The following is a 24,266-nucleotide window of genomic DNA, read 5'->3' as shown; positions in this document are numbered from 1 at the left end:
CTGGCGCGAAGTGTTCTGAGTGCGCCGTTACGCACTCAGAACATTTTGTTGTGGCGGCTTATTTTTTCTTGGTTGCCTTGCCCGGCATTGCGGGCGGCTTGGACGGTTTGCGGGCGCGACGTGCAGATCGTGTCGTTTCCTTTGCTGCCGCAGTTGGAGCGGTTGCTTTGGCACTGATGGTGGATTTGGCGGGCGTCGCGGCCAGTTTGGCGTCGTCCTTCTTAGCTGGTGCAACCTTTGGCGCGACGGTGGCTGCCGCTCGTTTGGTTTTTGCAGCGGGTTTCGTCGCTGTAACGGGGGCGGCTACAGTTTTCGAAGCGGGCACGGTGGCTATTTTTGGTGACGTCGCGGATTTGGCCGCAGGTGTCGGCTTTTCAGCGGTTTTGACTGCTGGTGTTGTCGCCACTTTATCCGTGGCCTTGGTTCGAGTCGCGGTTGGCGTAACGGTTGTGCGCGCAGTTGTTGTCTTGGCCGCCGTTTTCTTGGCAGGTTCTGTGGCGGATTTTGGCGCGAGTTTTGTTACGGTTGCGGACTTGGCTGCAGCCTTCGGGGAGGTCGGTTTTGCTGCTGGCTTGCGGCGCGTGACTGTTTTGGGTGCCGGCGCAGGCGTGGTCGGTTTGACCGAAGGTACCGGCGAATAGTTGGGTACAGTCGTCAGCGCCTGCGCCATGGCATATGAAAAGCGCAGTTGTTTTTCGAGAATATCGGAAAACACTGCGAAGCCAGACATCGAGGCAACAAAGGGATTCGTGAGTAATACAGTCATTTCAGTCTCCTAGAGGAAGATCATGCGAGGGGGCCCATGACCTGTTTGTTGAACCCGTAGACAGTGCGATTGCCCGAGAGGGGAATCAATGAGACCTCACGTCGCTGACCTGGCTCAAAACGAACCGCAGTTCCCGCTGCAATGTCGAGACGCTGGCCCATGGCGGTGTCACGATCAAATTCCAGCGCGCTGTTGGCCTCGGCAAAGTGGTAATGGCTGCCGACCTGAACGGGACGGTCGCCGGTATTGGCGACCATAAGTGTAGTTACGGGCGCGCCGGGGTTCAGTTCCAGATCGCCGGACGCAGGGAAAAGCTCGCCTGGGATCATCGGCGGACCCAAACGAGGCGACCTAATGTGGCGACGACAACGGTGCCCACGATGAGCGGTAGCCAAGAGGGATCAGAGGCGTGGGGGTGCAAATGCACGCCTTCATGCGCAAGAGTTGGCGTTGCCAGAAGGACGGTGATGGGGGCGAGCAGATGTTTCATGGTGTCTCCTGTCGTGTCAGCGGATGGGGTCGTGAACGGTGACGAGTTTGGTTCCGTCGGGAAATGTGGCTTCGACCTGAACTTCGTGGATCATTTCGGGGATGCCGGACATGCACTGTTCGCGGGTGATGACCTGGGCGCCAGCCTGCATCAGGTCTGCCACGGAACGCCCATCGCGAGCACCTTCGACAACGGCGTCGGTGATCAGGGCGATGGCTTCGGGGTGGTTGAGTTTGACGCCGCGCGCGAGGCGTTTGCGCGCCACTTCGGCGGCCAGGGCAATCAGCAGTTTGTCCTTTTCGCGGGGGGTGAGTTGCATGTCAGAGCATCCATGTTCGGGGAAGATCGGTGCCGCGCAAAGTGCGCAACACAGGATTGAGGATCGCGCGTAGGTCGTGCCCGTCGGACGCGAGCAGGCGCGCAAAGAGAAGGCCATCACGGATCAGGCTGACTCCGCAAGTGGGCGGGAGCAGGTCGCGCAATGGTTCGAGATGGCGTTCAGCATCGGGTGCCGCGAGCAAGATGGACGCCATGGCGCGCGCACCGCCAGCGATTGCGGGGCGGTCGAGATGGGATTGAACGTCGCCGGTTAGGCTGATGCGGTCAGCAAATATCAAACGCCCGTCGCGGCGCAGATCGACACGGTCAGTCAGGGTGGCTGATCGGACTGTTTCACCCATGGCTGTTCGGCCAAAGACGATGGGTTCGACCATCAGAAAGCGGGACGAGGCCGCGATGTCGATAGAAAGGTTTCGGGCAAGCGATGACCCATCAAAGAAGATGGTTTCTTGTGGCAACCAGTCAAGTTGCGCGCCGTCTTGGATTGTCAGAGTGTTGTTCAATCTGCCCGGTTGGCCATCGACGCTTTTGTAGGCGCGTTCTGCGGCCTGTGTTGTCAGAGTTAAAGATGTACCCCGGCTCGCGATAGCGGTGATGTCAAAACGATCACCGCTTGTTACACCGCCGGATGTGTTGAGCAGCACTGCTTCGAGCGTTTTGTCTTGGCGACGAGGGAAAAGCACACGGCAAGAACCAGAGAGGCGGAAGTCATCGAGTACAGTTTCTGTGGCGCGTTGCTTGGTGCGAACGAGGGCCGTCCCGATAGCGCGCGGTTGAGAATTGCGCGCAGCGACCACGGGGTTGGCCCCCAGTTGTATTTTGGCCAATGCGGTGATGGGACGCTCTCCTTTAACTCGTGCAAACTGTGACATCGTGGTGTGACAGTTCTAAGATATGGTGCTGTATTTTTGAGCTTTGCTGAGAAAGCTGGCGCAATTTTGAGCGCATTGGTCGATTGCGCACAAAACTTGAGCGAATTGCAAACGGCCTGCCGAACTGAAGGGTGCGGGAAATCATTTGCACTTTGCCCAGCGCGCGCGCATTTTCCGGCCAAGTCGAATCGAGCGTTTTGGTGGCTTTTCAGAACGTGTCATATCACCGCTATCCTAAGCGGGCCGGGCTGGGGATGGCTTGGTTTTAGAACAGATGGGAACTCAGATGGCTTTTGACCGCAATATCAAGATTGCTCCGTCCATTCTGGCGTCAGATTTTGCTAATTTCGGCGCTGAAATTCGCGCGATTGAAGCTCAGGGCGCGGATTGGGTGCACGTGGATGTGATGGACGGGCATTTTGTGCCGAACCTGACATTTGGCCCGCCAGCAGTTAAGGCGTTTCGCCCGCATGTAAAGACGTTCATGGACGTGCATCTGATGATTGCGCCGGTGGATCCGTATATCGAAGCCTATGCCGCAGCGGGCGCGGATATGATCACAGCACATGTCGAGGCCGGGCCGCATATCCATCGCACATTGCAGGCGATCAAGGCGCAGGGCGTTAAAGCAGGAGTATCTTTGAACCCCGGCACGCCGCTGGAGAGCATTGAGCACGTCATGGACCTTGTCGATATGGTATTGATCATGACCGTGAACCCCGGATTTGGTGGACAGAAGTTCATTCATTCGGGCGTGGACAAGACCCGTCGCGTGCGCGAAATGATCGGGGATCGTGATATTTACATTCAGATCGACGGGGGTGTTGACGTCACGACCGCGCCGCTGGTCGCAGCGGCGGGGGCCGATGTATTGGTCGCAGGTTCGGCAGTGTTCAAAGGAGGGTCCGTTGATCAGCCTGAGGTGTATGGTGAGAATATCCGTGCCATTCGGGCAGCTGCCGAAGCGGCGATCTAATCTAGGGAAAACGCGTTATTGCCTGTCTGGTTTCTGCGGTCGATTGCACAGAGTTTATTTTTTCAGGTACTTGGCGTTGGTGTCGCGTAGTCTAGTGGCGGGTTGGGCACGGTGAGGTAGCGTTCTTTCGGTATACGCACCAAGCCGGTGAGACCCAATGCCGTGCGTTCCAGATCGCTGAGGTCATTGATCGCGTTTGATACTGCTTCGAAAACAATATCTGGGTCATTGTTGCGTGCAGTTATCAGCGGCAAGCCCGGAGTGGGTGCTGTAAAGTTCAGAACACGAAGTCGCGCCGCGATTGGATCGTAGGTTTGCATTTGCCGCCAGGACACCGCATCAAGCGCGGCGATGTCTGCTGCTCCGTCGGCCACAGCGCGGGCTGATGCCAAATGAGCGCCGGAGTGAAACGTACTATTGAACCAGAAACCGTGCGGTTTCAGGTGCCACCAAGGCGCCGCATAGCCCGATTGTGAAAAAGTTTGGTTATAGGCAAATATGGCGTCACGGTAGGCTGTGACGTCCGCGCGCGGATCGTCGGCGCGGACGATTATTGCGCTGTTGTAGTATCCAGGTGGACAGTCAGGCAGTGTATAGTCCGGTGTGCCGACCAATGAAACCTGATCGTGCAACCAAAGGCGGTAAGGCATTCCGCATGTTTGTGAAAGGGTCAGGTTTGGGTGAGTCCAGACGTGGAACTCTTCTGTCGATTGACTGAGGTCATTTGGGCTTTTTACGCCTGATGCAATTAGGCGAGCGCTGATATGCCGCCAAAAGTTGGCATGTGCGTCGGCCAGTTCCGGACGGGCGTACATCATCAGGCTTGCAATCATAGTCATTACCCTGGCGAAGTTGAAGTGCCCAAGCTGTAGCGCGGATGCACAGGATTGTCAGTCGCGCAGTTCGCTGTCCTGAACACCCCATAGATTTGTTTTAGGCGCCCAGCCCTTGAAACCGCCTGCGTTCAGGCGGCACCAGTCCGGACCGCATTCACCCAGTCGCGCGACAACACCCAGTTCAAGGTGCGCAACCATCGGCGTGTCAGATTCCGGACGCACGTTTAGTGGCATCATATCCTGTTCAACGATGACCGTTCGAGCACCGGATAGCAGCGAATAGTGAATCCAACCGCCAAGCCCCTCGATATCGCGAACACGGCGCCAGTGGCCGTATTCTGCTGTGATCTCAAGCGGCATGTTTTTCCGTTTGAACACCCAGTCGATACGATGCGTAAGGGACGGGCCACGCCGGACATTTGCCTTGCTTGCTTTGAGCGACACGTAGCGTGGCAACGGAAGGTTCGTAACAGGCCCACGTGCAGATTCTGCAATCGCGGCGCCAGTTAGCGCCACCACAAACGCGGCGGCGACGACAATGAGTGGGAATCTCCCCATGGTAGACATCTTGCCTGTGTTTTTCTGTCTCGATATGCGCCGCGGGTTCTTGTGCCCCGTCGGCCTGTAAGGCAGTGTGGCACCCACGCGCCAGATTTAAAAGTATTGGGAGCCCCTTGATGCCAAAGCAAAGTCTCAGTGTTGTCGTAACGCGACGGTTGCCTGAATCGGTAGAGACTCGATTGTCGGAATTATTCGATGTCAAGTTACGCGAGAATGACACACCTATGACACGAGAAGAGCTGGTCGCGGCGGTCAAAGAGGCAGATGTACTGATCCCTACGCTGTCGGATCGTATCGACAGCACACTGATCGCGCAATCGGGAGAAAAGCTGAAACTGATCGCAAATTATGGCGCGGGTGTTGATCACATTGACGTTGCGACGGCGCGCCAGCGGGGGATATTAGTATCGAACACGCCCGGTGTATCGGCCGATGACGCCGCAGATATGGCGCTTGCGCTGATTCTGAGTGTGACGCGCCGCATTCCAGAAGGGTCGCACCGAATGCAAAGTGGTACTTGGGACGGTTGGGCACCAACGGCACTGCTTGGTGGGCGGATCAGCGGCAAGCGTTTGGGTATATTGGGTATGGGACGTATCGGCACAGCGGTTGCGCGACGTGCGCAGGCCTGTGGGATGCAGATACACTATCACAACCGCCGCCGTTTACGTCCGGAGATTGAAGAGCAATACGAGGCGACCTATTGGGAGAGTCTCGATCAGATGTTGGCGCGGATGGATGTGATTTCGGTCAACTGTCCGCACACGCCATCCACGTTTCATCTGATCAATGCACGCAGGTTGAATTTGCTTAAGCCCACAGCCGTAATCATTAACACGTCACGTGGCGAAGTGATCGATGAAAATGCGTTGGTTCGTATGCTAAAATCGGGTCAGATAGCAGGTGCCGGTTTGGATGTTTACGAACATGGCAACGAAGTGAATCCGGATGTGCGGGACATGCCCAATGTGGTTCTGTTGCCACATATCAGTTCGGCCACTGTTGAGGGTCGGATTGAGATGGGTGAGAAAGTGCTCATTAATATCAAAACCCATGATGATGGGCATCGACCGCCTGATCTGGTGGTTCCGGCGATGCTCTGATCGATGCGGGCGTTTGTGGCCATTGATCTGGCTGCGGCGCTGGGTGCGGAAATTGTGCAGCTACAGGCGCAGGTGCCTGTAGGGCGATCCGTGCCCAAGAAAAACTTGCATCTGACAGTGGCGTTCCTTGGAGACCAGAGCGCAGCCGCGCTTGAGGCACTTCACGAAGAACTGGATGCGCTAACAGTAGAGCCGTTTACGTTGCGGTTGGCTGGGTTCGAGCCGCTGGGTGGGTCGGTTCCTAAGGTGTTGACGTTGCGGGTCGACCCTTGCGCCGAGTTGTTGGCGCTGGAGAATGGTGTGCGTCGCGCCGCGAGGCTGGTTGGTGCCGCCCCAGAGCGAAAACGGTTCCATCCGCATGTCACGATCACGCGGTTTGGTGGCGGGTTGAAGGGTAACGAAGCGGCGCGGCTGGGTCATTTCCTGAGCACCCAATCAGTGCCTGTATTGCCGGAAGTTATGGCGACTAGCTTCAGCCTATTTGAGTCTGTGTTGACGCCAGAAAGAGCGGTTCACCACATTTTGGCGGATTACCCATTCGTTGGATTTGGTGAAGCGCCTCGACTGTCATAAGGTTGGTTCAAGTTCAACCTGAAGGGGAGAGTCGCATGTCGTGTATTTTGAATGCTTGTGTTTTGAGTTTTGTTCTTGCCGGTGCAGTTGCCGCTCAGGAAGCGGCAGACGCGGTCGCGCCTGAGGCGGATACCATTTTGGGAGCCATTGTTCCCGAAGAATTGAAAGCGGCGCAGGCGGCGAAAGATGCCGGAATGCCGTATGACGCCGAGAAATGGATGGTGGCGGCGGCCCATCCTTTGGCCGTGAAAGCTGGAGCCGACGTTTTGCGAGAAGGCGGTACGGCAGCAGACGCCATGGTTGCAGTGCAGGCAGTGCTTGGGTTGGTTGAGCCTCAAAGCTCTGGCCTTGGCGGTGGTGCGTTTCTGGTTTGGTACGATGCCGAGAGTGGTGAAGTGACCACCTTGGACGGGCGAGAAACCGCGCCATTGTCCGCCACACCGCGTCTGTTTCAAGATGAAAATGGCGAGCGGCTTGGGTTCTTTGACGCGGTTGTCGGTGGATTGTCAGTTGGCGTACCGGGTACACCAATGTTGATGGAAGAAGCACAGCGTCGTTGGGGTAAGGCGCAATGGGCGGGATTGTTTGACGACGCGATTTCGCTGGCCCAAGAGGGTTTCATCGTGTCGCCACGCATGGCGTCGTCGATTGAGCGAGATGTTGAGCGATTGTCAACGCATCCAACCACGGCCAGCTATTTCCTGCCTGGCGGAGACCCGTTGAAAGCAGGTGATCTGCTGATGAATGAGGCCTACGCTGCGTCGCTAAAGGCAATGGCAGCAAAGGGGGCTGATCCGTTTTACACAGGCGATATTGCTGCGGATATCGTGAGCGCGGTGCGAGGGGCGAAACGACCCGGCGAACTACGGGCAATTGATCTAGCGCTTTATGAAGTAAAAGAGCGGTCTGCGGCATGTGTGACGTATCATGCCTATGAGGTTTGCGGGATGGGTCCGCCCTCGTCCGGGGCGCTGACCGTTGGGCAGATTTTGGGGATGGTTTCACATTTCGATCTGGCCGGGATGGGCGCGGATAGCCCCGAGGCGTGGCGGTTGATTGGCGATGCATCTCGTTTGGCATTTGCAGATCGCGGGCGGTACATGGCCGATAGCGATTATGTGCCGGTGCCTGCGAATGGTTTGCTGGCGGATGATTATCTGGCAGAGCGAGCTAAGTTGCTGGATCGCGAGGGCGCGTTGGAGGCTGTTGCGCCGGGCAAACCGGAATTTGACCACGCCCTGAACTGGGCCGATGACGACGCAATTGAGCATCCTTCAACCTCTCATATCTCGATTGTTGATAGTTACGGGAATGCGCTGAGTATGACGACGACCATCGAGAATGGCTTTGGTAGTCGGGTTATGGCTGCGGGGTTTCTGCTCAATAATGAGCTGACCGATTTCTCGTTCCGCAGCCACGTGGATGGCGTGCCGGTTGCCAATCGGGTCGAGCCGGGCAAGCGGCCGCGGTCTTCGATGGCGCCAACCATTGTGCTTAAAGACGGAAGGCCGGCGCTTGTGATCGGATCGCCCGGCGGCAGCCGGATCATTGGGTATGTGGCCAAGACGATCATTGCGCATCTGGATTGGGGCATGAACGCGCAGGACGCCGCTGCGTTACCGCATCTGGTCAATCGGTTCGGGACCTTTGACATGGAAAGCGAAACCCTGCTTGCCCCACTTGAAGCGATGGGGTTCGAAGTAAACCAACGCGGGTTGAATTCCGGACTGCATGTTATTGCGGTGGGTGACGGATTAAGCGGCGGTGCCGACCCGCGCCGCGAAGGTCTGGCCTTTGGTGAGTAGAGTGGTTGCCCGGATGTCGCGCAAGGCATAGGCTTGGCGCGATATCGGGGAGAGAGACTATGGGTGAGGCATTGGATCTGCCGCGCAATGAAGATGGTATTGCGGCGGCGGCCGGCATTCTAAAGCAACGTTTTGGCGAGAAGTTCCAGACCGGTCAATCCGTGCGTGAACAGCACGGGCACACGACGACTTGGATTGTAAATCAAGCGCCTGATGCCGTGGTTTTCGCGCAATCTACCGAAGATGTTGCTGCAATTGTTCGTGTTTGTGCAGAGCACAAAGTGCCGGTGATCGGGTATGGTACGGGCACTTCGCTTGAGGGGCAGGTCAATGCGCCAGCGGGTGGGATTTGCGTTGATTTGAGCGAGATGAGCCAGATTGTAGCGGTGCATCCGGAGGATCTGGATTGTGTGGTGCAGCCAGGTGTAACGCGCGAACAGTTGAACACCTATTTGCGCGACAAGGGGCTGTTTTTCCCAATTGATCCGGGGGCGAATGCCTCGCTCGGTGGAATGACGGCGACACGTGCGAGTGGCACAAATGCAGTGCGATACGGCACGATGAAGGACAATGTCCTGGCGCTTGAGGTGGTGTTGCCGTCTGGTGAAATCATCCGTACGGCGACGCGGGCCAAGAAATCGAGCGCGGGGTATGATCTTACGCGGCTTATGGTCGGGGCCGAAGGGACACTTGGTATCATCACGCAGATCACGTTGAAATTGCAGGGTATTCCCGAGGCGATGTCTTCGGCGCGCTGCTCGTTTGAAACAGTGGACGCGGCCTGCCAGGCAGTGATGGCGACCATACAGTACGGCGTGCCAGTGGCGCGGATCGAGCTGTTGGATGAGAAAAGCGTGGAGGCGGCCAACACCTATTCCGGGCTGGATTTGCCGATATCGCCGCTTTTGTTGCTTGAGTTCCATGGCTCTGAGGCGAGTGTGGCGGAGCAGGCAGAAATATTTGGTGAAATTGCTGGTGACGTTGGTGGCTCGGGATTTGAATGGACCACAAAAGCCGAGGATCGTAACAAGCTGTGGCAGGCACGCCATGATATGTATTGGGCAACACTGGCCCTGCGGCCCGGAGCCAAGGGGATTTCTACGGATGTTTGTGTGCCGATTTCGCGGTTGGCCGAATGCGTGACTGCGGCGCAAGACAAGGCGGCGGAACTGGGCCTGTTGGCGCCGATTGTCGGGCATGTTGGGGATGGGAATTTCCACGCATTACCGCTGATCGACATGGAAAACCCTGATGAGGTTGCTGCTGGTGCGGCGTTTATTTCCTGGCTGAATGATCTGGCGATTTCGATGGATGGCACTTGCACCGGCGAGCATGGCATTGGGCAGGGCAAGAAACCCTATCTGCGGCGCGAACTGGGTGGGGCCGTGAGTGTGATGGAGGCTATCAAAGCGGCGATTGATCCGGATGATATCATGAACCCGGGCAAGATCGTTGGTTAGCGGTTGGCATGATCTGCTAGTTTGCTGGCGTAATCTGTTATTGTTGGGCTGGCGTAGTTTGATTAGGTGACAACCAGTGGATTTGCGGGAGTGACGGTATGGCAGACAAGCCTATTGAAGTGGCCACCTACCAGCCGGTGTTGGTCACAGGTGCGACAGGTTATGTGGCCGGGTGGATCGTAAGACGTTTGTTAGAGGCGGGTGCAACAGTTCATGCGCCTGTACGTGATCCGGAGAATGCAGCCAAGGTGGGGCATCTGGCGGCGATAGCCGAAGCAAGCCCTGGTGAGATCAAATTCTTCAAGGCCGATTTGCTGAAAGAAGGGTCTTATGCCGAGGCGATGGAGGGGTGTGGCGTGGTTTTCCATACGGCGTCACCCTTTACGATTTCAGTGAAAGACCCGCAAAAAGAGCTGATCGACCCGGCGGTCAAGGGCACGCGTAATGTATTGGAAGAAGCGAACCGCGTAGAAAGCGTGCATCGCGTAGTGCTGACAAGCAGTTGTGCGGCGATTTACACGGATGCGCAGGATACATTAGATGTGCCGGGCCGGTGCATCACAGAAGATATGTGGAACACAACGGCGTCTCTGGAGTATCAGCCCTATTCTTATTCCAAGACGCTAGCGGAAAAAGTCGCTTGGGAGATCGCTGAGGCTCAGGAACGTTGGCGATTAGTGGTGGTGAACCCGTCATTGGTAGTTGGGCCTGCGGTACAGGCAAAGCCGACATCGCAGAGCTTTAACATCCTCAGGCAACTGGGGGATGGCACGGCCCGAATGGGCGCACCGAAGCTAGGGTTTGGTGTTGTGGATGTGCGCGACCTGGCCGAGGCACATTTGGCAGCGGGATATTTGGCGGATGCCGAGGGGCGGCATATTGTGTCCGGGCACGAAACCGATTTGCTGGAAATGGCGCTGGCGTTGCGACCGAAGTTTGCGGATCAATACCCGTTGCCCAAAAAAGCGCTGCCTAAGTGGCTGGTCTGGTTGGTTGGCCCTCTGCTGGGGATGGATCGCAAGTTTGTGAGCCGCACGGTGAATGTGCCGTGGCGCGGGGATAACTCCAAAAGCATCCGGGCGCTTGGCATGAGCTATCGTCCGATGCAGGAGAGCATGGAGGACATGTTCACCAAGATGATCGAAGATGGGTACATTAAGAAGTAAGTAGTTTTCGCGTTAACGGTAAACCTCGTCTTCGCTAGGGAAACTGCGGTTTTTAACCTCGTCGGCGTATTGGCTGACGGCGCGTTCGATGGCTGGGCCGAGGTCGCCGTAGACTTTGACGAATTTGGGTGTCCATTCGTTCAGGCCCAGCATGTCTTCGAGCACCAGGATTTGGCCGTCGCAATCAGAGCTGGCACCGATGCCGATCGTCGGGATCGATATCTGCTTGGTGATGCGGGCGGCGAGGGGTTCGACCATACCTTCGAGCACAATGGCAAAGGCACCTGCTTCGGTCACGGCCTGTGCGTCGGCCTCGTGTACGGGCCAGTCATCTTCGTCGCGCCCCTGCGTTTTAAAGCCGCCCATGACGTTGCTGGATTGAGGGGTGAGGCCGATATGGGCCATTACCGGGATGCCACGTTCGGTCAGAAAACGGATTGTCTCAGCCATGCGCGCGCCGCCTTCAAGCTTAACCGCGCCACAGCCGGTTTCCTTCATAATGCGGGCGGCGTTGCGAAAGGCGATACCGGGACTTTCTTCGTAAGTTCCAAAGGGCATGTCGACCACGACAAGCGCTTTTTTGGTGCCGCGAACCACCGCTTTGCCGTGCATGATCATCAGGTCAAGCGGTACGCCAACTGTGCTTTCCATACCGTGCATCACCATGCCGAGGCTGTCACCGACAAGAATGAAGTCTGCGTATTTGTCGACGATTGCTGCCGTGTGTGCGTGGTAGGATGTCAGCGAGACAATAGGCTCGCCGCCCTTGCGCGCTGCGATTTGGGGCACGGTGGTGCGGCGGATGGGGGCTTGTTTGCTCATGGTGTGACGACCCTTTGATCAATCAGAAGGATGTCTCCGAAAGCGACGGAGAGCATTATTGCGGTGGGTTCGTTGACGAACCCGCTGAGTTCATTGAGGCTTTCTGCGGCGACAATGTCCAGCCCCTTGAGGGCGGCACGTGGCTCTGCCCTAATAGTTGACGCGATAACATCGCGCAGCTTTTCAACGGTAGTCCCTGATTGTACCGCGTGTTCAGCTGCGTCGAGTGAGCGGGACAAGACCAGTGCTGCGGCGCGATCCTGTGTCGACAAGCGCACATTGCGCGATGACATGGCCAGGCCGTCGTCTTCTCGCACGGTTTTGCCGCCGATCACCTGCACAGGCATGTGTAGATCGGCCACCATGCGTTTGATGATTTGCAGCTGTTGGTAGTCCTTTTCGCCGAAACAGGCGATGTCAGGTTGAACGATGTTGAACAGTCGCGACACGACCGTTGTAACGCCGCGAAAATGACCCGGTCTGACCTTGCCATGTAACATGTTGGCCAGGCGGGTTGTTTCAACGACGGTTTCGTCGCCCGGTGGGTACATGGTGTCGACGTCGGGGATGAACACGAGGTCAACACCGGCAGCTTTCAGCATTGCCAGATCGCGGGGCTCGTCGCGAGGGTAAGCGTCAAGATCGGCGGATTCGCCGAACTGGGATGGATTGACAAAGATTGAGACGACTGTGCGGTCTGCCTTGGAACTTGCGAGTTTCACAAGCGTCATATGACCCGCGTGCAGGAACCCCATTGTCGGGACCATGCCTACAGTTTCGCCCTTGCTTTTGTAGTCAGCAACAATGGCGCGGCAGTCGGTAATTGTACGGCAAACCCGCATGTAATCTTGTCTCCTCCCAAGATGGGTTCTGTGTTTAGCCTTGTTGCTGCGTTGCAGCAAGTTATTTTTACGCCACACCAAGGTCGGTTTCGCGCACATAAGCGTCGGCTGGACCCTGCGCGGTTTTTTATATCGAGTAAGACTCTTGTTCAAAGGGATGTCTTGGGAGTCGTCTGGACAATGAAAACGAATGTCAAAGCGCTGGTCGTAGGCGGGGGTGCCGTCGGAACTTCAATTGCCTATCATCTGGCCAAGGCGGGCTGGGAAGATGTCATGCTGATCGAGCGGGATGAGCTGACATCTGGGTCGACGTGGCACGCGGCCGGGCTTTTGCCGCTGTTCAACATGTCATATGCCACGACCCATATTCACCAGTACTCGGTGGATTTTTATAAAACGCTGGAAGAGGAAACCGGGCTAAACGCCGGGTTTGCCGTAGTCGGCAATCTACGTATGGCGCAGACGCAAGAGCGCATGGACGAATACATGCTCTATGCGTCCACGGCAGAGACGTGTGGTGTTGACTATGAATGGTTGACACCTGATCAGATTAAGGAACGTTGGCCGCTGATCAACACCGAAGACCTGAAAGGTGCGATATATCATACCGAAGATGGCTATATTAACCCGGCGGATGTGACACAGGCAATGGCCAAGGGCGCACGCCAACGTGGGGTCATGATTGAGCGCAAATGGCAGGCCGATGGGTTTGAGTGGAAGGGCGACCACTGGGACGTGACCCTAACCAAGATGGTTGAAAAGGGCGGCAATCTGGTGCCGGGTGACGAACAGATCGTGATCAGCGCCGAGCATGTTGTGACTGCCTCTGGCAACCATGCTCAGCGTACTGCCAAGATGCTGGGCATCAAGATGCCGGCGATTCCTGTTGAGCACCAGTTTATCGTGATGGACAAAGATCCGGCCTTGGTCGAGTACCGCGCAAATGGCGGTCAGGAACATCCGGTTGTGCGCGATGCGGATGCTCAAAGCTATGTGCGCGAAGAGCGTGGCGGCTGGATTTTGGGCGTCTATGAAAAGAACGCCCCCGCGGTGTTTGAGCATGGTGTGCCAGACAGTTTCCGAGCCGACCTGTTCCCGCTTGATCTGGAGCGGATCGAAGAACAGTACATGGCAATGATCCACCGCATTCCATCATGCGAGGAAAGTGGGTTGAAGGACGATTTTAATGGTCCAATCTGCTATACACCGGATGGTAACCCTCTGGTTGGTCCAGCACCGGGGCTGCGCAATATGTGGCTGGCCGAGGGTTTCTCATTCGGGATCACGGCGGCAGGTGGAACAGGGTATTACCTTGCCCAAATGATGGTGGACGGCGAAGCCGAGATCGACATGGCCTCGTTGGACCCGAAACGGTATTCCAGCAACTGGATGACAACCGAGTTCGCGGCGCGAAAGAATGAAGAGTGTTATGATCATGTCTATATTCTTCACCATCCGGACGAAGAACGACCCGCCGCACGCCCGTTGCGCACGGCACCAGCGTTTGACCGGCAAAAGGCGCTTGGGGCGCAGTTTGGCTGGGTGAATGGCTGGGAACGTCCGAACTATTATGGCCCGCTGGATGCGCCTGAGAGTTTTGACCATGACGCGAGGTCTTTCCGTCGCGGTGGCTGGTGGCAGTATGCAGTCGACGAGGCGAAGGCCATTCGTGAAGGTGTTGGGCTGATTGATGCGACGGCTTTTACCAAACACGTGGTCAAAGGGCCCGGCGCGACGGCGTTCCTTGATTGGTTCACCTGTAATAAGTTGCCCAAAGTGGGGCGGATCAATTTGACCTATGCGCTAACGGCGCATGGTACAACGCGCACGGAATACACCATCGTACGCAATGGCGAGAACAACTATTACCTCGTATCTGCCGGTGCCTGGACCGAATATGACGCAGATTTCCTGCGTAAGGCGGCCGAGGATAAGTTGGATGAGTTCGGCTACATCGAAATTCAGGACGTGACCACCCAGTGGGGCGTGTTCGCCATCGCAGGCCCCAAAACGCGCGACGTTTTGAAGGAGATCATCGTAGATGCCGACAAGGACACGGCATTGAGCAACAAGCGGTTTCCTTGGTTGTCGGCCAAACAGATCGAGCTGGGTATGTGCCCGGTCAACGCAATCCGCGTGGCCTATACAGGCGAGTTGGGCTGGGAGCTGCATCATCCGATTGAGATGCAGAACTACCTTTGGGATCTGTTGATGCAGGCGGGCGAGAAGCACAGGATCAAGCTGGTTGGGGCGCGGGCGCAAAACTGGCTGCGTCAGGAGAAAAGCTACCGTGCGTTTGGCAATGAGCTGGGCCGGGATGCGACGCCAGCCGAGGCTGATCTGCCGCGGTTTATTGATCAGTCCAAAGAGTTCCACGGCAAAGAGGCCATGGCGGCGCTGGGTGTACGCGCAAAGTGCTGTACGCTGCTGATTGATGGGCCGTCGGATGCCGATCCATGGGGGCGCGAAGTGCTTTATACACCGGAGGGCGAGCGCGTAGGGCGCTTAACATCAGGTGGTTATTCTGTGGCGTTCGGGAAATCCATTGGAATGGGCTATATCAAGCCGGAGTTGGTGATTGAAGGCACCAAGCTTAAGGTCAAGATGCAGGATCAGCTTTGGGATGCGGTTGTGACCTGTGACAGCCCTTATGACCCAAAGAACGAAACCATTCGCATGAACGGGTAAACCCGTTTGTGAAAGAGACGAAAGGCCAAGGCGTATGATGTGCCTTGGCCCCTTTTTGCGGCATCGGATGAGCCTAGTAGTCGCCTGACTCCAAGATGCCGTTTTTGTTGCCGTCGTTCTTGTTGAACCAATTGCGCAAGCCGGTTTGGAACTCTTCGAATGTCACCAGACCGTCAAGGTTCGTGTCAAATCGATTACGGGCCATGCCATGCACGGCGAGGCGGTGATGTGCGTCGCCCGTCGCCTCAGCTGTGGCGGCGCGGTCCTTGTCAAAGGCTGTGTATTCCTCGCTATTGAGTGCACCGTCACCGTCAATGTCATACGTGCTGAAAATCTTGCGTTGCAGATCTTCGAGTTCCGTCCATGTCACGCCACCATCGTCATCCAGATCCCAGTTTTCCAGAAAAGACGCGTCTGTGGCGGTGGCCTGAGTCGCAACAAGGGCGAGGGCCGCGATTGGGGGTAGAAAACGAGTCATAATGTGGTCCGATCTGGAAAAGCCTGAGTTGGTGCAATGTTAAGAGGTTGCGCAGACGGTGTCAGCCCTTTGCAAGCGTGTCAAAGCAATCGAGCGCCTTGGCGGCATACATCATCGATGGCCCACCGCCCATCTGTATGGTCATGGCCAAAACATCCCCAACCTCTTCCCGAGTGGCACCTGCCTTAAGCAGCGCCTCGCAATGCAGGACAATGCAGTTGTCGCAGCGCATTGCGACCGCGATACCAAGAGCGATGAATTCTTTGGTTTTGAAATCAAACGTACCGCCTTCTTTGACAGCTTTGCCCAATCCGCCAAAGGCGCGGGTAGCATCCGGGATGGTTTTATTTAGCGAGCGTAGTTGTGTGCGGGTTTCGGTAAGTTTTTCTGTCCAGCTCATTAGAGGCTCCAAAGTGTGATATCGGATGAGACAAATACTACTTTTGGAATGTGTTTATTGATCCGGATCAGATCGGGTGGGGATTTTCAGGTTTTTTGCCAGCACAACGCCAGATTGTTGGCTGGCATTTGGGTGGTGCGTTGGTGCGATAAGCCGGCGCCGATGCCCCATTTAATAACGGTTTGATCGCTTTTGTACCCGATCTCTGGATCTTGAGATTGTAAGTTGGCGTGAAAACGTGCGTCGCCTTCGCTGATCAAGGTGTCACCGCGCATGAAAGGACCGTAGACCACTAGGAGGCCCCCTGATTTCAGGGCTTGTGCGGCCTCTGCCACAAGGGTTTGCGCCTCTGCCTTGCTCACGAGGTGTAGCAGGTTAACCAACAAGATCAGGCTTTGCCCTTGGTGGTGCGCGCCCCAACCGGGCGCAGTTGCGTCGAGTTGGATTGCAGGGGAAGTGTTGGAGAGATTGGCCTCAGACAGATACGTGTCGATGCTGGCACGGCGTTCTGGGGCGATTTCGGTCGGTTGCCAGTGCAGGCCGGGCATGGCGGCGGCCAGTTGAATGATATGCTGGCCGGTGCCGCTGGCAATCTCTAATGCGTTACCCGACACCGGCGCGACGGAAGATACAAAATCAGTAATGACCCCTGCATTGCGATCTGGTGATGGGGCGAACAGTTTGCCATTCTCATCCGGCGTTGCAACCGAAGCGCTGGGCGGCAGTTTGCGTCGTTCTGGCATCAGGCGAACCTATTGGGGTTTATAGCTGCAAGCGTGTCTGGGTCGAGGTCAGAAGGCTTGCCGGTAACAAGATCCACAATCAGTTGTGAAGCGGCGGGCGCGGTCTGGAACCCATATCCACCTTGCCCGGCTACCCAGAAAAACCCGGCATCGTCCAGAGCGGGGCCAAGGACCAAATTGCGATCTGGTGAGAATGTGCGCAAGCCCGCCCAGCTTGCGGTTAGCCGGGTCACATCTTCGGTCACAAACTCCTGATAACGGGCGATCCCCTCGGCCAGCACAATATCGTCGGGCCAAGCATCAAAGGGAGACATCGGGTCTTCCTCGGCGGGGGAAACCAAGAGGCTGCCTGCATCCGGCTTGGCATACCAATCTTCGCGGCATCCCAACATCATTGGCCACGGGCTGACGTCATGATTGGCAGGTGCGGGAATGCGCGCCATGGACCGGCGCAATGGGGTGAAGCCCAAGGGAGCAATTCCCGCCAATTCAGCGATGTGATCAACCCAAGCACCGGCTGCATTAAAGAGCATCCGGGCATTATGGACCTGACCCGATGAGGTGACTTCCCACCCAGCGTCTAATCGTTTGATGTCAGTGACATCTTGGTTGGTCAGCACCGCGCTGCCATTTTGGCGGCAAACGCGAGCAAAGGTTTGAATTTGAAGATCGGTGTCGATGTCATAAGCGGCCTTGTGAAAGGCTGCGTGTTTGACATTTGCGGGGTCCAGTATAGGGACAAGTTCAAAGGCACGTTCAACGTCGATGGGCGCGACATTCAGGTTATCGCAGGCATGTGCAAAATCGGTTGCTTCACCTGCTTTGCCCAATACCAAGAGGCCGCGAGCGCTTAGAAAGCCGCCATGGGCGTTGGTGTGAAATTCGGCGCTGGCTTTTGAAAGCTCGACGGTGCTCTTGAGGCCGTAATTTGATTCAAACAAAGCGGCGGAGCGCCCGGACGCATGGTAGCCCAATGCAGTTTCGCGCTCCAACAGTGTTACTTTGCCAAATTCTGATAACCGAGCGGCAGCGGATACGCCCGCAATGCCGCCACCAATCACCAAAAAGTCGATCATGTTTTTCCCAATGAGTATTGTTTCTGCTCAGCGAGGAGAGAGTGGCATGGAATGTGATGTGGGAAAAGGGATGAATCTGGCCGCTATTGCAAAACCGCGTTTTCCCATTCTTGCAGAAATGTTCGTTTCTTAAGCGTGTCCAGATACGTCATCAATGCCGGGCCCAATGCGATGGTGGATTGGTTGTCGACGTTTTCCGCTGGGTTCAGCGGTGGCAGTGGGAAACTCGCGTGATCTGAATTCGCTTGCTGCATCTCAACCAGAAACCGCGTGAACGACGCCGCCGTTTCCGGTTTGTCGGTTTGTGCCGCCACGAAAGCTGTGCGCATCATTGTTGTGGGGAATTCTGAAGGTAATATGATTTCCAGAACATTCGCGTTTTCAGTGCGGGCGGCGGCGTAGCTGCCCAGTACGTTGTATGCGACGACCAGATCGCCACGAGTGAGATCGTCGATCATGTCACCTGAGCAGCAATAGAGACGTAGGCCGAGACTGCCCATAACCTCCATCAAACGCCAATAAGTTTCGGACGCGCGCGCGTCTTGCGTGGCAAAAAGATATCCAAGCGCGGATTGGCGGACATCATAGGTTCCCAGGCGATTTTCAAAGATGTCCGGACGCGCGCGCATGGCTTGGATCAATTCCTGGCGGGTGCGTGGAATGGGATGGCCGCGAAACGCGTTTCGATTGAGTATTATGGCCGCAGGTTCAGCAGTAAAGGCAAACAGGCTTTGGCGCCACTGAGCCCAATCGGGGGCAGGTAAGTCTTCTATTTCAATCGCATACCCGTCATTGACCAGTTTAAATTGTAAGTCCATCGCGCTGGATATCACTACGTCAAACCGTTCTGGTGTCGCGCGGAATGCGGCATCGATGTCTGCGGTGCTGGCCACGAGATATTCAACTGCAATGTCGCGGTTGGATTGCAGGAAATGGTCGATAATGGGTTCGAAAAGCGCTGTATCAGTTGAGGAAAGCACCCGCAGAGTTTGCGTTGGCGATGTCGTGCCAAAAAATTGCCGGTCTTCCCAATCTTGGGCCGACGAGAGGGCAGGCAGGAAGCACAAGATCAGAGTGACAAGGTTACGCATGCGCCCCCCTTTGGATTGTTGGACAGTACCAGCGCGCCACCATGGGCCGCCGCGACGTCTTGGGCGATGGTAAGGCCAAGGCCGGACCCGATAGTATCGCTGGCATTTTCGCCGCGCGAAAAGCGGGACACCAGATCGGCCATGTTTGCCGTTGGAAAACCCGCGCCCTGATCGCGAATTTCGACAGTTGGTCGCGAGGCTGTGGTTACATTTAGGCTTATTTCGGTTTCGCTCGGCGCGTATTTGAGGGCGTTGTCGATCAGGTTGCGCAATGCGTTCTGCAATAGGATGGGATCGCCGCTTACGGGCACCGAAGTGTCACCGGTGAGACGTAGGTCAATGTGCTTCATGTCCGCAATTGGCGTGAGGCGTGTCACAAGATCCTGAACCAAGTCGACGAGATCGAGGTTTTGTAGTTCCAGATGATCGGCACGAAAAGTGATCATGGCGTGATCAAGCAACTGTCCGGCGGCACGGGAGCTTTCGTCAATGGCGCGCATCATAGCGCGCAAAGCCTGGCGGTTCTCCTCGCGCTCAACGCGATGTAGCGTTGCCTCGGCATGAGAGCGAACCGTAGCAAGTGGTGTGCGAACGCGGTGCGCCGCTTCGGCGATGAAGTCTTCGGAGCGGTGCAGGGATTGATCCAGTCGCGACATCAGCGAGTTGAGCGATGAAACAAGCGGCGCCATTTCGACGGGCACGGGTTTGGCGACCGGGCTGAGATCTTTGGGGCCACGGCGGGTCACAGAGTCGGTCAGACGTCGCAAACGAGAAATGGTTGTCGACGTAGCCCAGAACGACAGCACTGTGGCCAATAGAAAGAACCCCGCGCCAAAGAGAGCGACGTTACGTGAGATACGGTTGAGTGTGCCTGAAAGTGCGTCACGTGTTTGTGCGACCGAGACCTTGACCTCGGTGCGGACATCCGCGCCAATCAGAACGCGCGCCGCTGTGGCCAACCTTACTGGGGTGCCGTTGTAGGTGACAGTGCGAAAGTCGTTTTTCGTAGCGTTGGTGTCAAGAGGTGGAGGCAAGTCGGCGTAGCCCGAGATAGGAGTTCCGTCCTGATAAACCGCGTAGAAAACCCGGTCGTCCGACGGAGTGTTCAGCATGGAAAACGATGCATATGGAATGTCAATCTGGATGACGCCATTGCGTATGATCGCGGCGTCGAGGATCGAGGTAACAGACGCGCCAAGCACGTCATCCTGTCCTTGCTGTGCGATCTGGGCTGCGTAACTGCGCACCACGAGAAAGATCAGAATTGCCAAGACAGCCGCGCCGCCGACCAATGAAATAACCAACCGGTTGCGCAGCGCACCACGGACCTGAACATCGGCAGGCGCGCTACTCGTCATGGTCCAGCCTATATCCCAAACCGCGATGGGTTGTGATGCGCAATTGTGAAGGTTCCAGATGTCTGCGCAGGCGGCCGATATAGACTTCGATAGCGTTTTCTGAAACGTCATCGTCGTAAGAAAACAGACGATCAAAGAGTTTTTGCTTGGAAAATATCTGACCGGGTGCGTTAAACAAAACTTCCAGAAGGCGCAGTTCCCGGTTGCGCAGCTGAATGACACAATCGCCGACCGTCAACGACCCGGCAACCGAGTCAAAGGCGACGTCACCTAACCGTTGAACAGACTGGGCCGCCCCCGCATTGCGGCGCAAAACGGCGCGGCATCGGGCCTGTAGTTCTTCGTGATCAAAAGGCTTGGTGACATAATCATCAGCACCAAGATCAAGCATGCTGATTCTGTCGGAAACCTGAGAGCGCGCCGTTAAAACGATGACCGGGGTGTCATTTTGGCGGGCACGGTGCTGTTTCAGAAAGTTGCGTCCGTCGCCATCCGGAAGCATGATGTCGAGTAGGATCAGGTCGTATTCACCGGTTTCAGAGAAGGCTTGAGCCTCTTGGATTCTGTCAGCGTGATCAATAACATGACCATCCAGTTGCATCCGCGTGCAGATTGCATTGGCCAGCTCGTGATTGTCCTCGACCAGCAGGAATTTCATGTCTCGATTGCGCCTTTCTGAGAGCGTGACAGGTTTGTGTCAGGTTATGGTGTTTTTCTCTCTTCAACTGAGCCGTCTTTCGGACAGTTGTCAAATTGGGAGGAAATCATGACGACATTCAAACTGGGCCGCCGCGCCCTGATGGCGACGGCTGTCGCCGCAATGGCCTTTGGTGGGTCCGCAATGGCGGACGGCCACAAGGTTGCCGACAGCATCCACTTTCTGATCCCCGGCGGTGCCGGTGGCGGCTGGGATGGCACGGCACGCGGAACAGGCGAGGCGTTGACCAAGGCGGGCATAGTGGGCAATGCGTCTTACGAAAACATGTCCGGTGGCGGCGGTGGTAAAGCCATCGGTTTCTTAATCGAAAACGCCGAGAGTAACCACGGCACGCTGATGGTGAACTCGACGCCGATTGTCATTCGCTCATTAACCGGTGTGTTCCCGCATAACTTCCGGGATCTTACATTGGTCGCGGGCACTATCGGCGATTACGCCGCAATGGTTGTGGGCAAAGACAGCCCTATCAATTCGATGGAAGACCTGATGGCGGCCTATGACGCAGATCCATCCAAGACCGCGATTGGCGGCGGATCGGTTCCAGGCGGTATGGACCATCTGGTGGCGGCGATGGTGATGGAAGCGGCTGGCAAAGACGCGCTGGGCGTGAAGTACATCCCTTACGACGCTGGCGGCAAAGCCATGGCGGCGTTGCTGTCGGGCGAGATTGCAGCGCTGTCGACTGGTTTCTCAGAAGCGGTTGATTTGGCCAATGCAGGCGAAGTGAAAATCATTGGTGTCACTGCGGATGAGCGAGTGTCTGCAGCCCCTGATGCGATGACCATGAAGGAACAGGGCATCGATACATCGTTTGTGAACTGGCGCGGGTTCTTTGCGGCTCCAGGTCTGCCGGATGACAAGCTGGCGATGTATCAGAAAGCGCTGGGCGAGATGTATGAAACCGACGAGTGGGAAGAAGTGCGCGCCCGCAACGGTTGGGTGAACATCCACAATTCAGGCGACGATTTCCAATCGTTCCTAGAAGATCAGGAAAAGGTCATTGGTGACCTGATGAAGAAACTGGGCTTCCTCTGAAGACCCTACGCACGACAGAGCGGCATGCCCGCTCTGTCGTCTTTTGATTTACCCGACAGGAGATGCAGATGGCCTTGGATCGCTGGATAGCGTTGGTCTTGCTGGGCGTGTGTTTGGCCTATGGCTATGCCGCCTGGTTCACAATGGATAGTGGCTTGGCCCCGTTCATGCGTCGCAACCCAATTTGGCCGAGCACCTTTCCGAAGGTATTGTCTGTGCTAGGTATCGTCGCCTCATTGATCATCTTGCTGGGATTGGAAAAGGGCGAGGAGAAGGAGCTGGATATAGATTACAGGCGGTTAGGGGATTACCACCTTGGCCAAGCATTGATGTTGCTTGCGTTGATGGTGGCCTATGCGCTGTGTCTGCGTCCGCTTGGGTTTATCTTTTCCACGTCCGCCTTCCTGATCCTTGGGTCTTTCATTCTGGGCGAACGTAAGTGGCACATCATGGTGCCTATCGCTCTCTTTGCGACACTTGTCGTGTGGTATTTAGTCCAGCAGGTGCTGGGCATTTATTTGCGCCCGTTGCCGGGCTTTATCGGAGGCTGACATGCTTGAAGGACTTCTGATTGGTCTACAAACGGCACTGTCTGTTCAGAACCTGTTGATGGTGATCGGCGGGTGTTTAATTGGGACATTCATTGGCATGTTGCCGGGTTTGGGGCCGATGTCGATCATCGCGATCATGATCCCGGTAGCGATCTCGATGGGGGATCCGTCGGCGGCGTTGATCCTGCTGGCTGGCGTCTACTATGGCGCGATTTTTGGGGGCTCGACTTCTTCGATCTTGCTGAACGCGCCGGGGGTGGCGGGGACTGTCGCCTCTAGTTTCGACGGTTATCCGATGGCGAAAAGTGGCAAGGCGGGCAAAGCTCTGACCATCGCCGCGATTGCAAGTTTTGCGGGTGGTAGCGTCGGCGCACTTTTGTTGATGATTTTTGCACCAGCGCTGTCGTCGGTGGCCTTGTTATTTCATTCGGCGGAGTATTTCGCGCTGATGGTGGTGGGTCTGTCCGCAATCGCCGCTTTTGCCGGAACCGGGCAGGTAGCAAAGGCACTGATGATGACGGTGCTTGGGTTGATCATGGCAACTGTTGGTGAAGGCGCATTGTTTAACATGCCGCGATTCACCATGGGGATCATGGATCTGCAGTCTGGCTTTGGCTTTATCACGCTGGCCATGGCAATGTTTGCCCTACCCGAAGCGCTTTTTCTGGTGCTGAAGCCTAAAGAGATGGGCGGGGGAAATGACGGAGAAATCAAGGATTTGCGCATTTCCCGCAGTGAGGCCAGGGCCATTGCACCGGTCATTGGGCGTCAGTCGTTGCAAGGGTTCTTTATTGGGGTTCTGCCCGGCGCAGGCGCAACAATCGCGAGTTTCCTGGGCTATGCAGTCGAGCGCAATATTGCGCCAAAGGCCGAGCAGGAAGAGTTTGGTAAAGGGTCGATTAAGGGATTGGCGGCGCCTGAGACGGCGAACAATGCGGCCTGTACCGGGTCATTTGTGCCGTTGCTGACTTTGGGTATTCCGGGGTCCGGAACGACGGCGATTTTGTTGGGCGCACTGATTGCGTTGAACGTGACGCCAGGGCCGAGGTTGATGATCGATGAGCCACAGATTTTCTGGGCCGTGATCATGTCGATGTTCATTGGCAATCTCGTGCTACTGATCCTGAACCTGCCGCTGATCCCGTATATTGCAAAAGTTCTATCTGTGCCGCGTAACTATCTGATTCCATTTATTTTGTTCTTTACACTGATGGGGGCCTATATCGGGCAAAACAACGCGACGGAACTGTTATTGCTGGTTGGATTCGGGGTCTGCGCGACAGCGCTGCGGTTTGCTGACTATCCACTCGCGCCGCTGCTTATTGGCTTCATTCTGGGCGGGATGCTGGAAGATAACTTCTCTCGTTCAATGCAGCTTTATGATGGGGTCGCGTTCATCTGGGAACGTCCGATGACCCTTGGTTTGTTGGCGATTGCGTTGCTATTAGTGGTGTTGCCGAGCTATCGGGCACGCCGTGCGCGGGCGCGGGCTGAGGGAGTGGCTGACGGGGACTGAT

The 24,266-nt window shown here is 56.2% G+C and carries 26 protein-coding genes; 11 read left to right on the top strand and 15 right to left on the bottom strand.

Annotation, left to right across the window (positions count from 1 at the left end; all coding sequences use genetic code 11):
• The first annotated feature begins 50 nt into the window (after window positions 1-50).
• A complete protein-coding gene (locus tag CLV88_RS05555) occupies window positions 51-641 on the top strand; it encodes a hypothetical protein (RefSeq protein ID WP_106607382.1) in 591 nt (196 codons plus the stop codon).
• A gap of 145 nt (window positions 642-786) precedes the next feature.
• On the opposite strand, the gene CLV88_RS05550 is transcribed toward CLV88_RS05555, so the two are convergent.
• Genes CLV88_RS05550 through CLV88_RS05540 form a run of 4 tightly spaced genes read right to left on the bottom strand, consistent with a single transcriptional unit; the run spans window position 787 to window position 2,467 of the window.
• Window positions 787-1,095, bottom strand: a complete 309-nt coding sequence (locus tag CLV88_RS05550; RefSeq protein WP_106607381.1) for an urease subunit beta — start codon at window positions 1,093-1,095, stop codon at window positions 787-789.
• The gene (locus CLV88_RS22955; RefSeq protein WP_165798816.1) at window positions 1,092-1,256 is read right to left on the bottom strand and encodes a hypothetical protein; all 165 of its coding nucleotides are present in this window, start codon (window positions 1,254-1,256) and stop codon (window positions 1,092-1,094) included. Before CLV88_RS22955 ends, CLV88_RS05550 begins: the two co-directional genes overlap by 4 nt.
• 16 nt (window positions 1,257-1,272) lie before the next feature.
• Window positions 1,273-1,575: an urease subunit gamma gene (locus CLV88_RS05545; RefSeq protein WP_106607380.1), complete on the bottom strand. Its 303-nt coding sequence runs from the start codon at window positions 1,573-1,575 to the stop codon at window positions 1,273-1,275.
• Between the two features lies 1 nt (window position 1,576).
• Window positions 1,577-2,467 carry an urease accessory protein UreD gene (locus CLV88_RS05540; protein WP_106607379.1) on the bottom strand — a complete coding sequence of 297 codons (891 nt, stop codon included), beginning with the start codon at window positions 2,465-2,467 and terminating at the stop codon, window positions 1,577-1,579.
• A 286-nt stretch (window positions 2,468-2,753) separates the two neighbouring features.
• Here CLV88_RS05540 and rpe point away from each other — a divergent pair, with 286 nt between their 5' ends.
• Complete coding sequence (gene rpe / locus CLV88_RS05535) at window positions 2,754-3,443, top strand: ribulose-phosphate 3-epimerase (protein WP_106607378.1); 690 nt, start codon at window positions 2,754-2,756, stop codon at window positions 3,441-3,443.
• A gap of 62 nt (window positions 3,444-3,505) precedes the next feature.
• Here the strand turns inward: rpe and CLV88_RS05530 are convergent, their stop codons facing one another.
• Both CLV88_RS05530 and CLV88_RS05525 read right to left on the bottom strand, forming a co-directional pair.
• The gene (locus CLV88_RS05530; protein ID WP_106607593.1) at window positions 3,506-4,276 is read right to left on the bottom strand and encodes a phosphate/phosphite/phosphonate ABC transporter substrate-binding protein; all 771 of its coding nucleotides are present in this window, start codon (window positions 4,274-4,276) and stop codon (window positions 3,506-3,508) included.
• A 57-nt stretch (window positions 4,277-4,333) separates the two neighbouring features.
• Window positions 4,334-4,837 carry an SH3 domain-containing protein gene (locus tag CLV88_RS05525; protein WP_207797021.1) on the bottom strand — a complete coding sequence of 168 codons (504 nt, stop codon included), beginning with the start codon at window positions 4,835-4,837 and terminating at the stop codon, window positions 4,334-4,336.
• A 119-nt stretch (window positions 4,838-4,956) separates the two neighbouring features.
• Between CLV88_RS05525 and CLV88_RS05520 the strand changes: the two genes are divergently transcribed.
• The 5 genes from CLV88_RS05520 (at window position 4,957) to CLV88_RS05500 (ending at window position 10,947) form a co-directional block, all read left to right on the top strand.
• Entirely contained in the window at window positions 4,957-5,943 is a 987-nt protein-coding gene (locus tag CLV88_RS05520) for a 2-hydroxyacid dehydrogenase (RefSeq protein ID WP_106607376.1), read from the top strand.
• Between the two features lie 3 nt (window positions 5,944-5,946).
• Entirely contained in the window at window positions 5,947-6,516 is a 570-nt protein-coding gene (thpR, locus tag CLV88_RS05515; protein ID WP_106607375.1) for an RNA 2',3'-cyclic phosphodiesterase, read from the top strand.
• Between the two features lie 35 nt (window positions 6,517-6,551).
• A complete protein-coding gene (gene ggt, locus CLV88_RS05510) occupies window positions 6,552-8,321 on the top strand; it encodes a gamma-glutamyltransferase (protein WP_106607374.1) in 1,770 nt (589 codons plus the stop codon).
• 59 nt (window positions 8,322-8,380) lie between these two features.
• Window positions 8,381-9,781, top strand: coding sequence for an FAD-binding oxidoreductase (locus CLV88_RS05505; RefSeq protein ID WP_106607373.1), 1,401 nt, complete (start codon window positions 8,381-8,383; stop codon window positions 9,779-9,781).
• Between the two features lie 98 nt (window positions 9,782-9,879).
• Window positions 9,880-10,947, top strand: a complete 1,068-nt coding sequence (locus CLV88_RS05500) for an NAD-dependent epimerase/dehydratase family protein (protein WP_106607372.1) — start codon at window positions 9,880-9,882, stop codon at window positions 10,945-10,947.
• A 12-nt stretch (window positions 10,948-10,959) separates the two neighbouring features.
• Here the strand turns inward: CLV88_RS05500 and panB are convergent, their stop codons facing one another.
• Window positions 10,960-11,769 (bottom strand): 3-methyl-2-oxobutanoate hydroxymethyltransferase, encoded by an 810-nt coding sequence (gene panB / locus CLV88_RS05495; protein ID WP_106607371.1) that lies wholly within the window; start codon window positions 11,767-11,769, stop codon window positions 10,960-10,962.
• Window positions 11,766-12,611, bottom strand: a complete 846-nt coding sequence (gene panC / locus CLV88_RS05490) for a pantoate--beta-alanine ligase (protein WP_106607370.1) — start codon at window positions 12,609-12,611, stop codon at window positions 11,766-11,768. The genes panB and panC overlap by 4 nt, the downstream gene beginning before the upstream one ends.
• 180 nt (window positions 12,612-12,791) lie before the next feature.
• Here panC and CLV88_RS05485 point away from each other — a divergent pair, with 180 nt between their 5' ends.
• On the top strand, window positions 12,792-15,299 hold the full coding sequence (locus CLV88_RS05485) for a GcvT family protein (RefSeq protein WP_106607592.1): 2,508 nt from the start codon (window positions 12,792-12,794) through the stop codon (window positions 15,297-15,299).
• Between the two features lie 73 nt (window positions 15,300-15,372).
• On the opposite strand, the gene CLV88_RS05480 is transcribed toward CLV88_RS05485, so the two are convergent.
• From CLV88_RS05480 to CLV88_RS05450, 7 genes are all read right to left on the bottom strand, one after another.
• Window positions 15,373-15,777: an EF-hand domain-containing protein gene (locus CLV88_RS05480; protein WP_106607369.1), complete on the bottom strand. Its 405-nt coding sequence runs from the start codon at window positions 15,775-15,777 to the stop codon at window positions 15,373-15,375.
• A gap of 61 nt (window positions 15,778-15,838) precedes the next feature.
• A complete protein-coding gene (locus tag CLV88_RS05475) occupies window positions 15,839-16,177 on the bottom strand; it encodes a carboxymuconolactone decarboxylase family protein (protein ID WP_106607368.1) in 339 nt (112 codons plus the stop codon).
• 86 nt (window positions 16,178-16,263) lie between these two features.
• Window positions 16,264-16,920 carry a DUF938 domain-containing protein gene (locus CLV88_RS05470; RefSeq protein WP_106607367.1) on the bottom strand — a complete coding sequence of 219 codons (657 nt, stop codon included), beginning with the start codon at window positions 16,918-16,920 and terminating at the stop codon, window positions 16,264-16,266.
• Window positions 16,920-17,996, bottom strand: coding sequence for an NAD(P)/FAD-dependent oxidoreductase (locus tag CLV88_RS05465; RefSeq protein WP_106607366.1), 1,077 nt, complete (start codon window positions 17,994-17,996; stop codon window positions 16,920-16,922). Before CLV88_RS05465 ends, CLV88_RS05470 begins: the two co-directional genes overlap by 1 nt.
• A gap of 83 nt (window positions 17,997-18,079) precedes the next feature.
• On the bottom strand, window positions 18,080-19,087 hold the full coding sequence (locus tag CLV88_RS05460) for an ABC transporter substrate-binding protein (RefSeq protein WP_106607591.1): 1,008 nt from the start codon (window positions 19,085-19,087) through the stop codon (window positions 18,080-18,082).
• Window positions 19,066-20,445, bottom strand: coding sequence for a sensor histidine kinase (locus CLV88_RS05455; protein WP_106607365.1), 1,380 nt, complete (start codon window positions 20,443-20,445; stop codon window positions 19,066-19,068). The genes CLV88_RS05460 and CLV88_RS05455 overlap by 22 nt, the downstream gene beginning before the upstream one ends.
• Window positions 20,435-21,103, bottom strand: a complete 669-nt coding sequence (locus tag CLV88_RS05450; protein ID WP_106607364.1) for a response regulator transcription factor — start codon at window positions 21,101-21,103, stop codon at window positions 20,435-20,437. Before CLV88_RS05450 ends, CLV88_RS05455 begins: the two co-directional genes overlap by 11 nt.
• Before the next feature lie 108 nt (window positions 21,104-21,211).
• Between CLV88_RS05450 and CLV88_RS05445 the strand changes: the two genes are divergently transcribed.
• From CLV88_RS05445 to CLV88_RS05435, 3 genes are all read left to right on the top strand, one after another.
• Entirely contained in the window at window positions 21,212-22,198 is a 987-nt protein-coding gene (locus CLV88_RS05445) for a Bug family tripartite tricarboxylate transporter substrate binding protein (RefSeq protein ID WP_106607363.1), read from the top strand.
• 68 nt (window positions 22,199-22,266) lie between these two features.
• Window positions 22,267-22,749, top strand: a complete 483-nt coding sequence (locus tag CLV88_RS05440) for a tripartite tricarboxylate transporter TctB family protein (RefSeq protein WP_106607362.1) — start codon at window positions 22,267-22,269, stop codon at window positions 22,747-22,749.
• A gap of 1 nt (window position 22,750) precedes the next feature.
• Window positions 22,751-24,265, top strand: coding sequence for a tripartite tricarboxylate transporter permease (locus CLV88_RS05435; protein ID WP_106607361.1), 1,515 nt, complete (start codon window positions 22,751-22,753; stop codon window positions 24,263-24,265).
• Window position 24,266 lies beyond the last annotated feature (1 nt).

This window comes from Shimia abyssi, from assembly GCF_003014475.1.
Taxonomy (GTDB): domain Bacteria; phylum Pseudomonadota; class Alphaproteobacteria; order Rhodobacterales; family Rhodobacteraceae; genus Shimia; species Shimia abyssi.
This window is presented reverse-complemented; position numbering and strand designations above follow the sequence as displayed.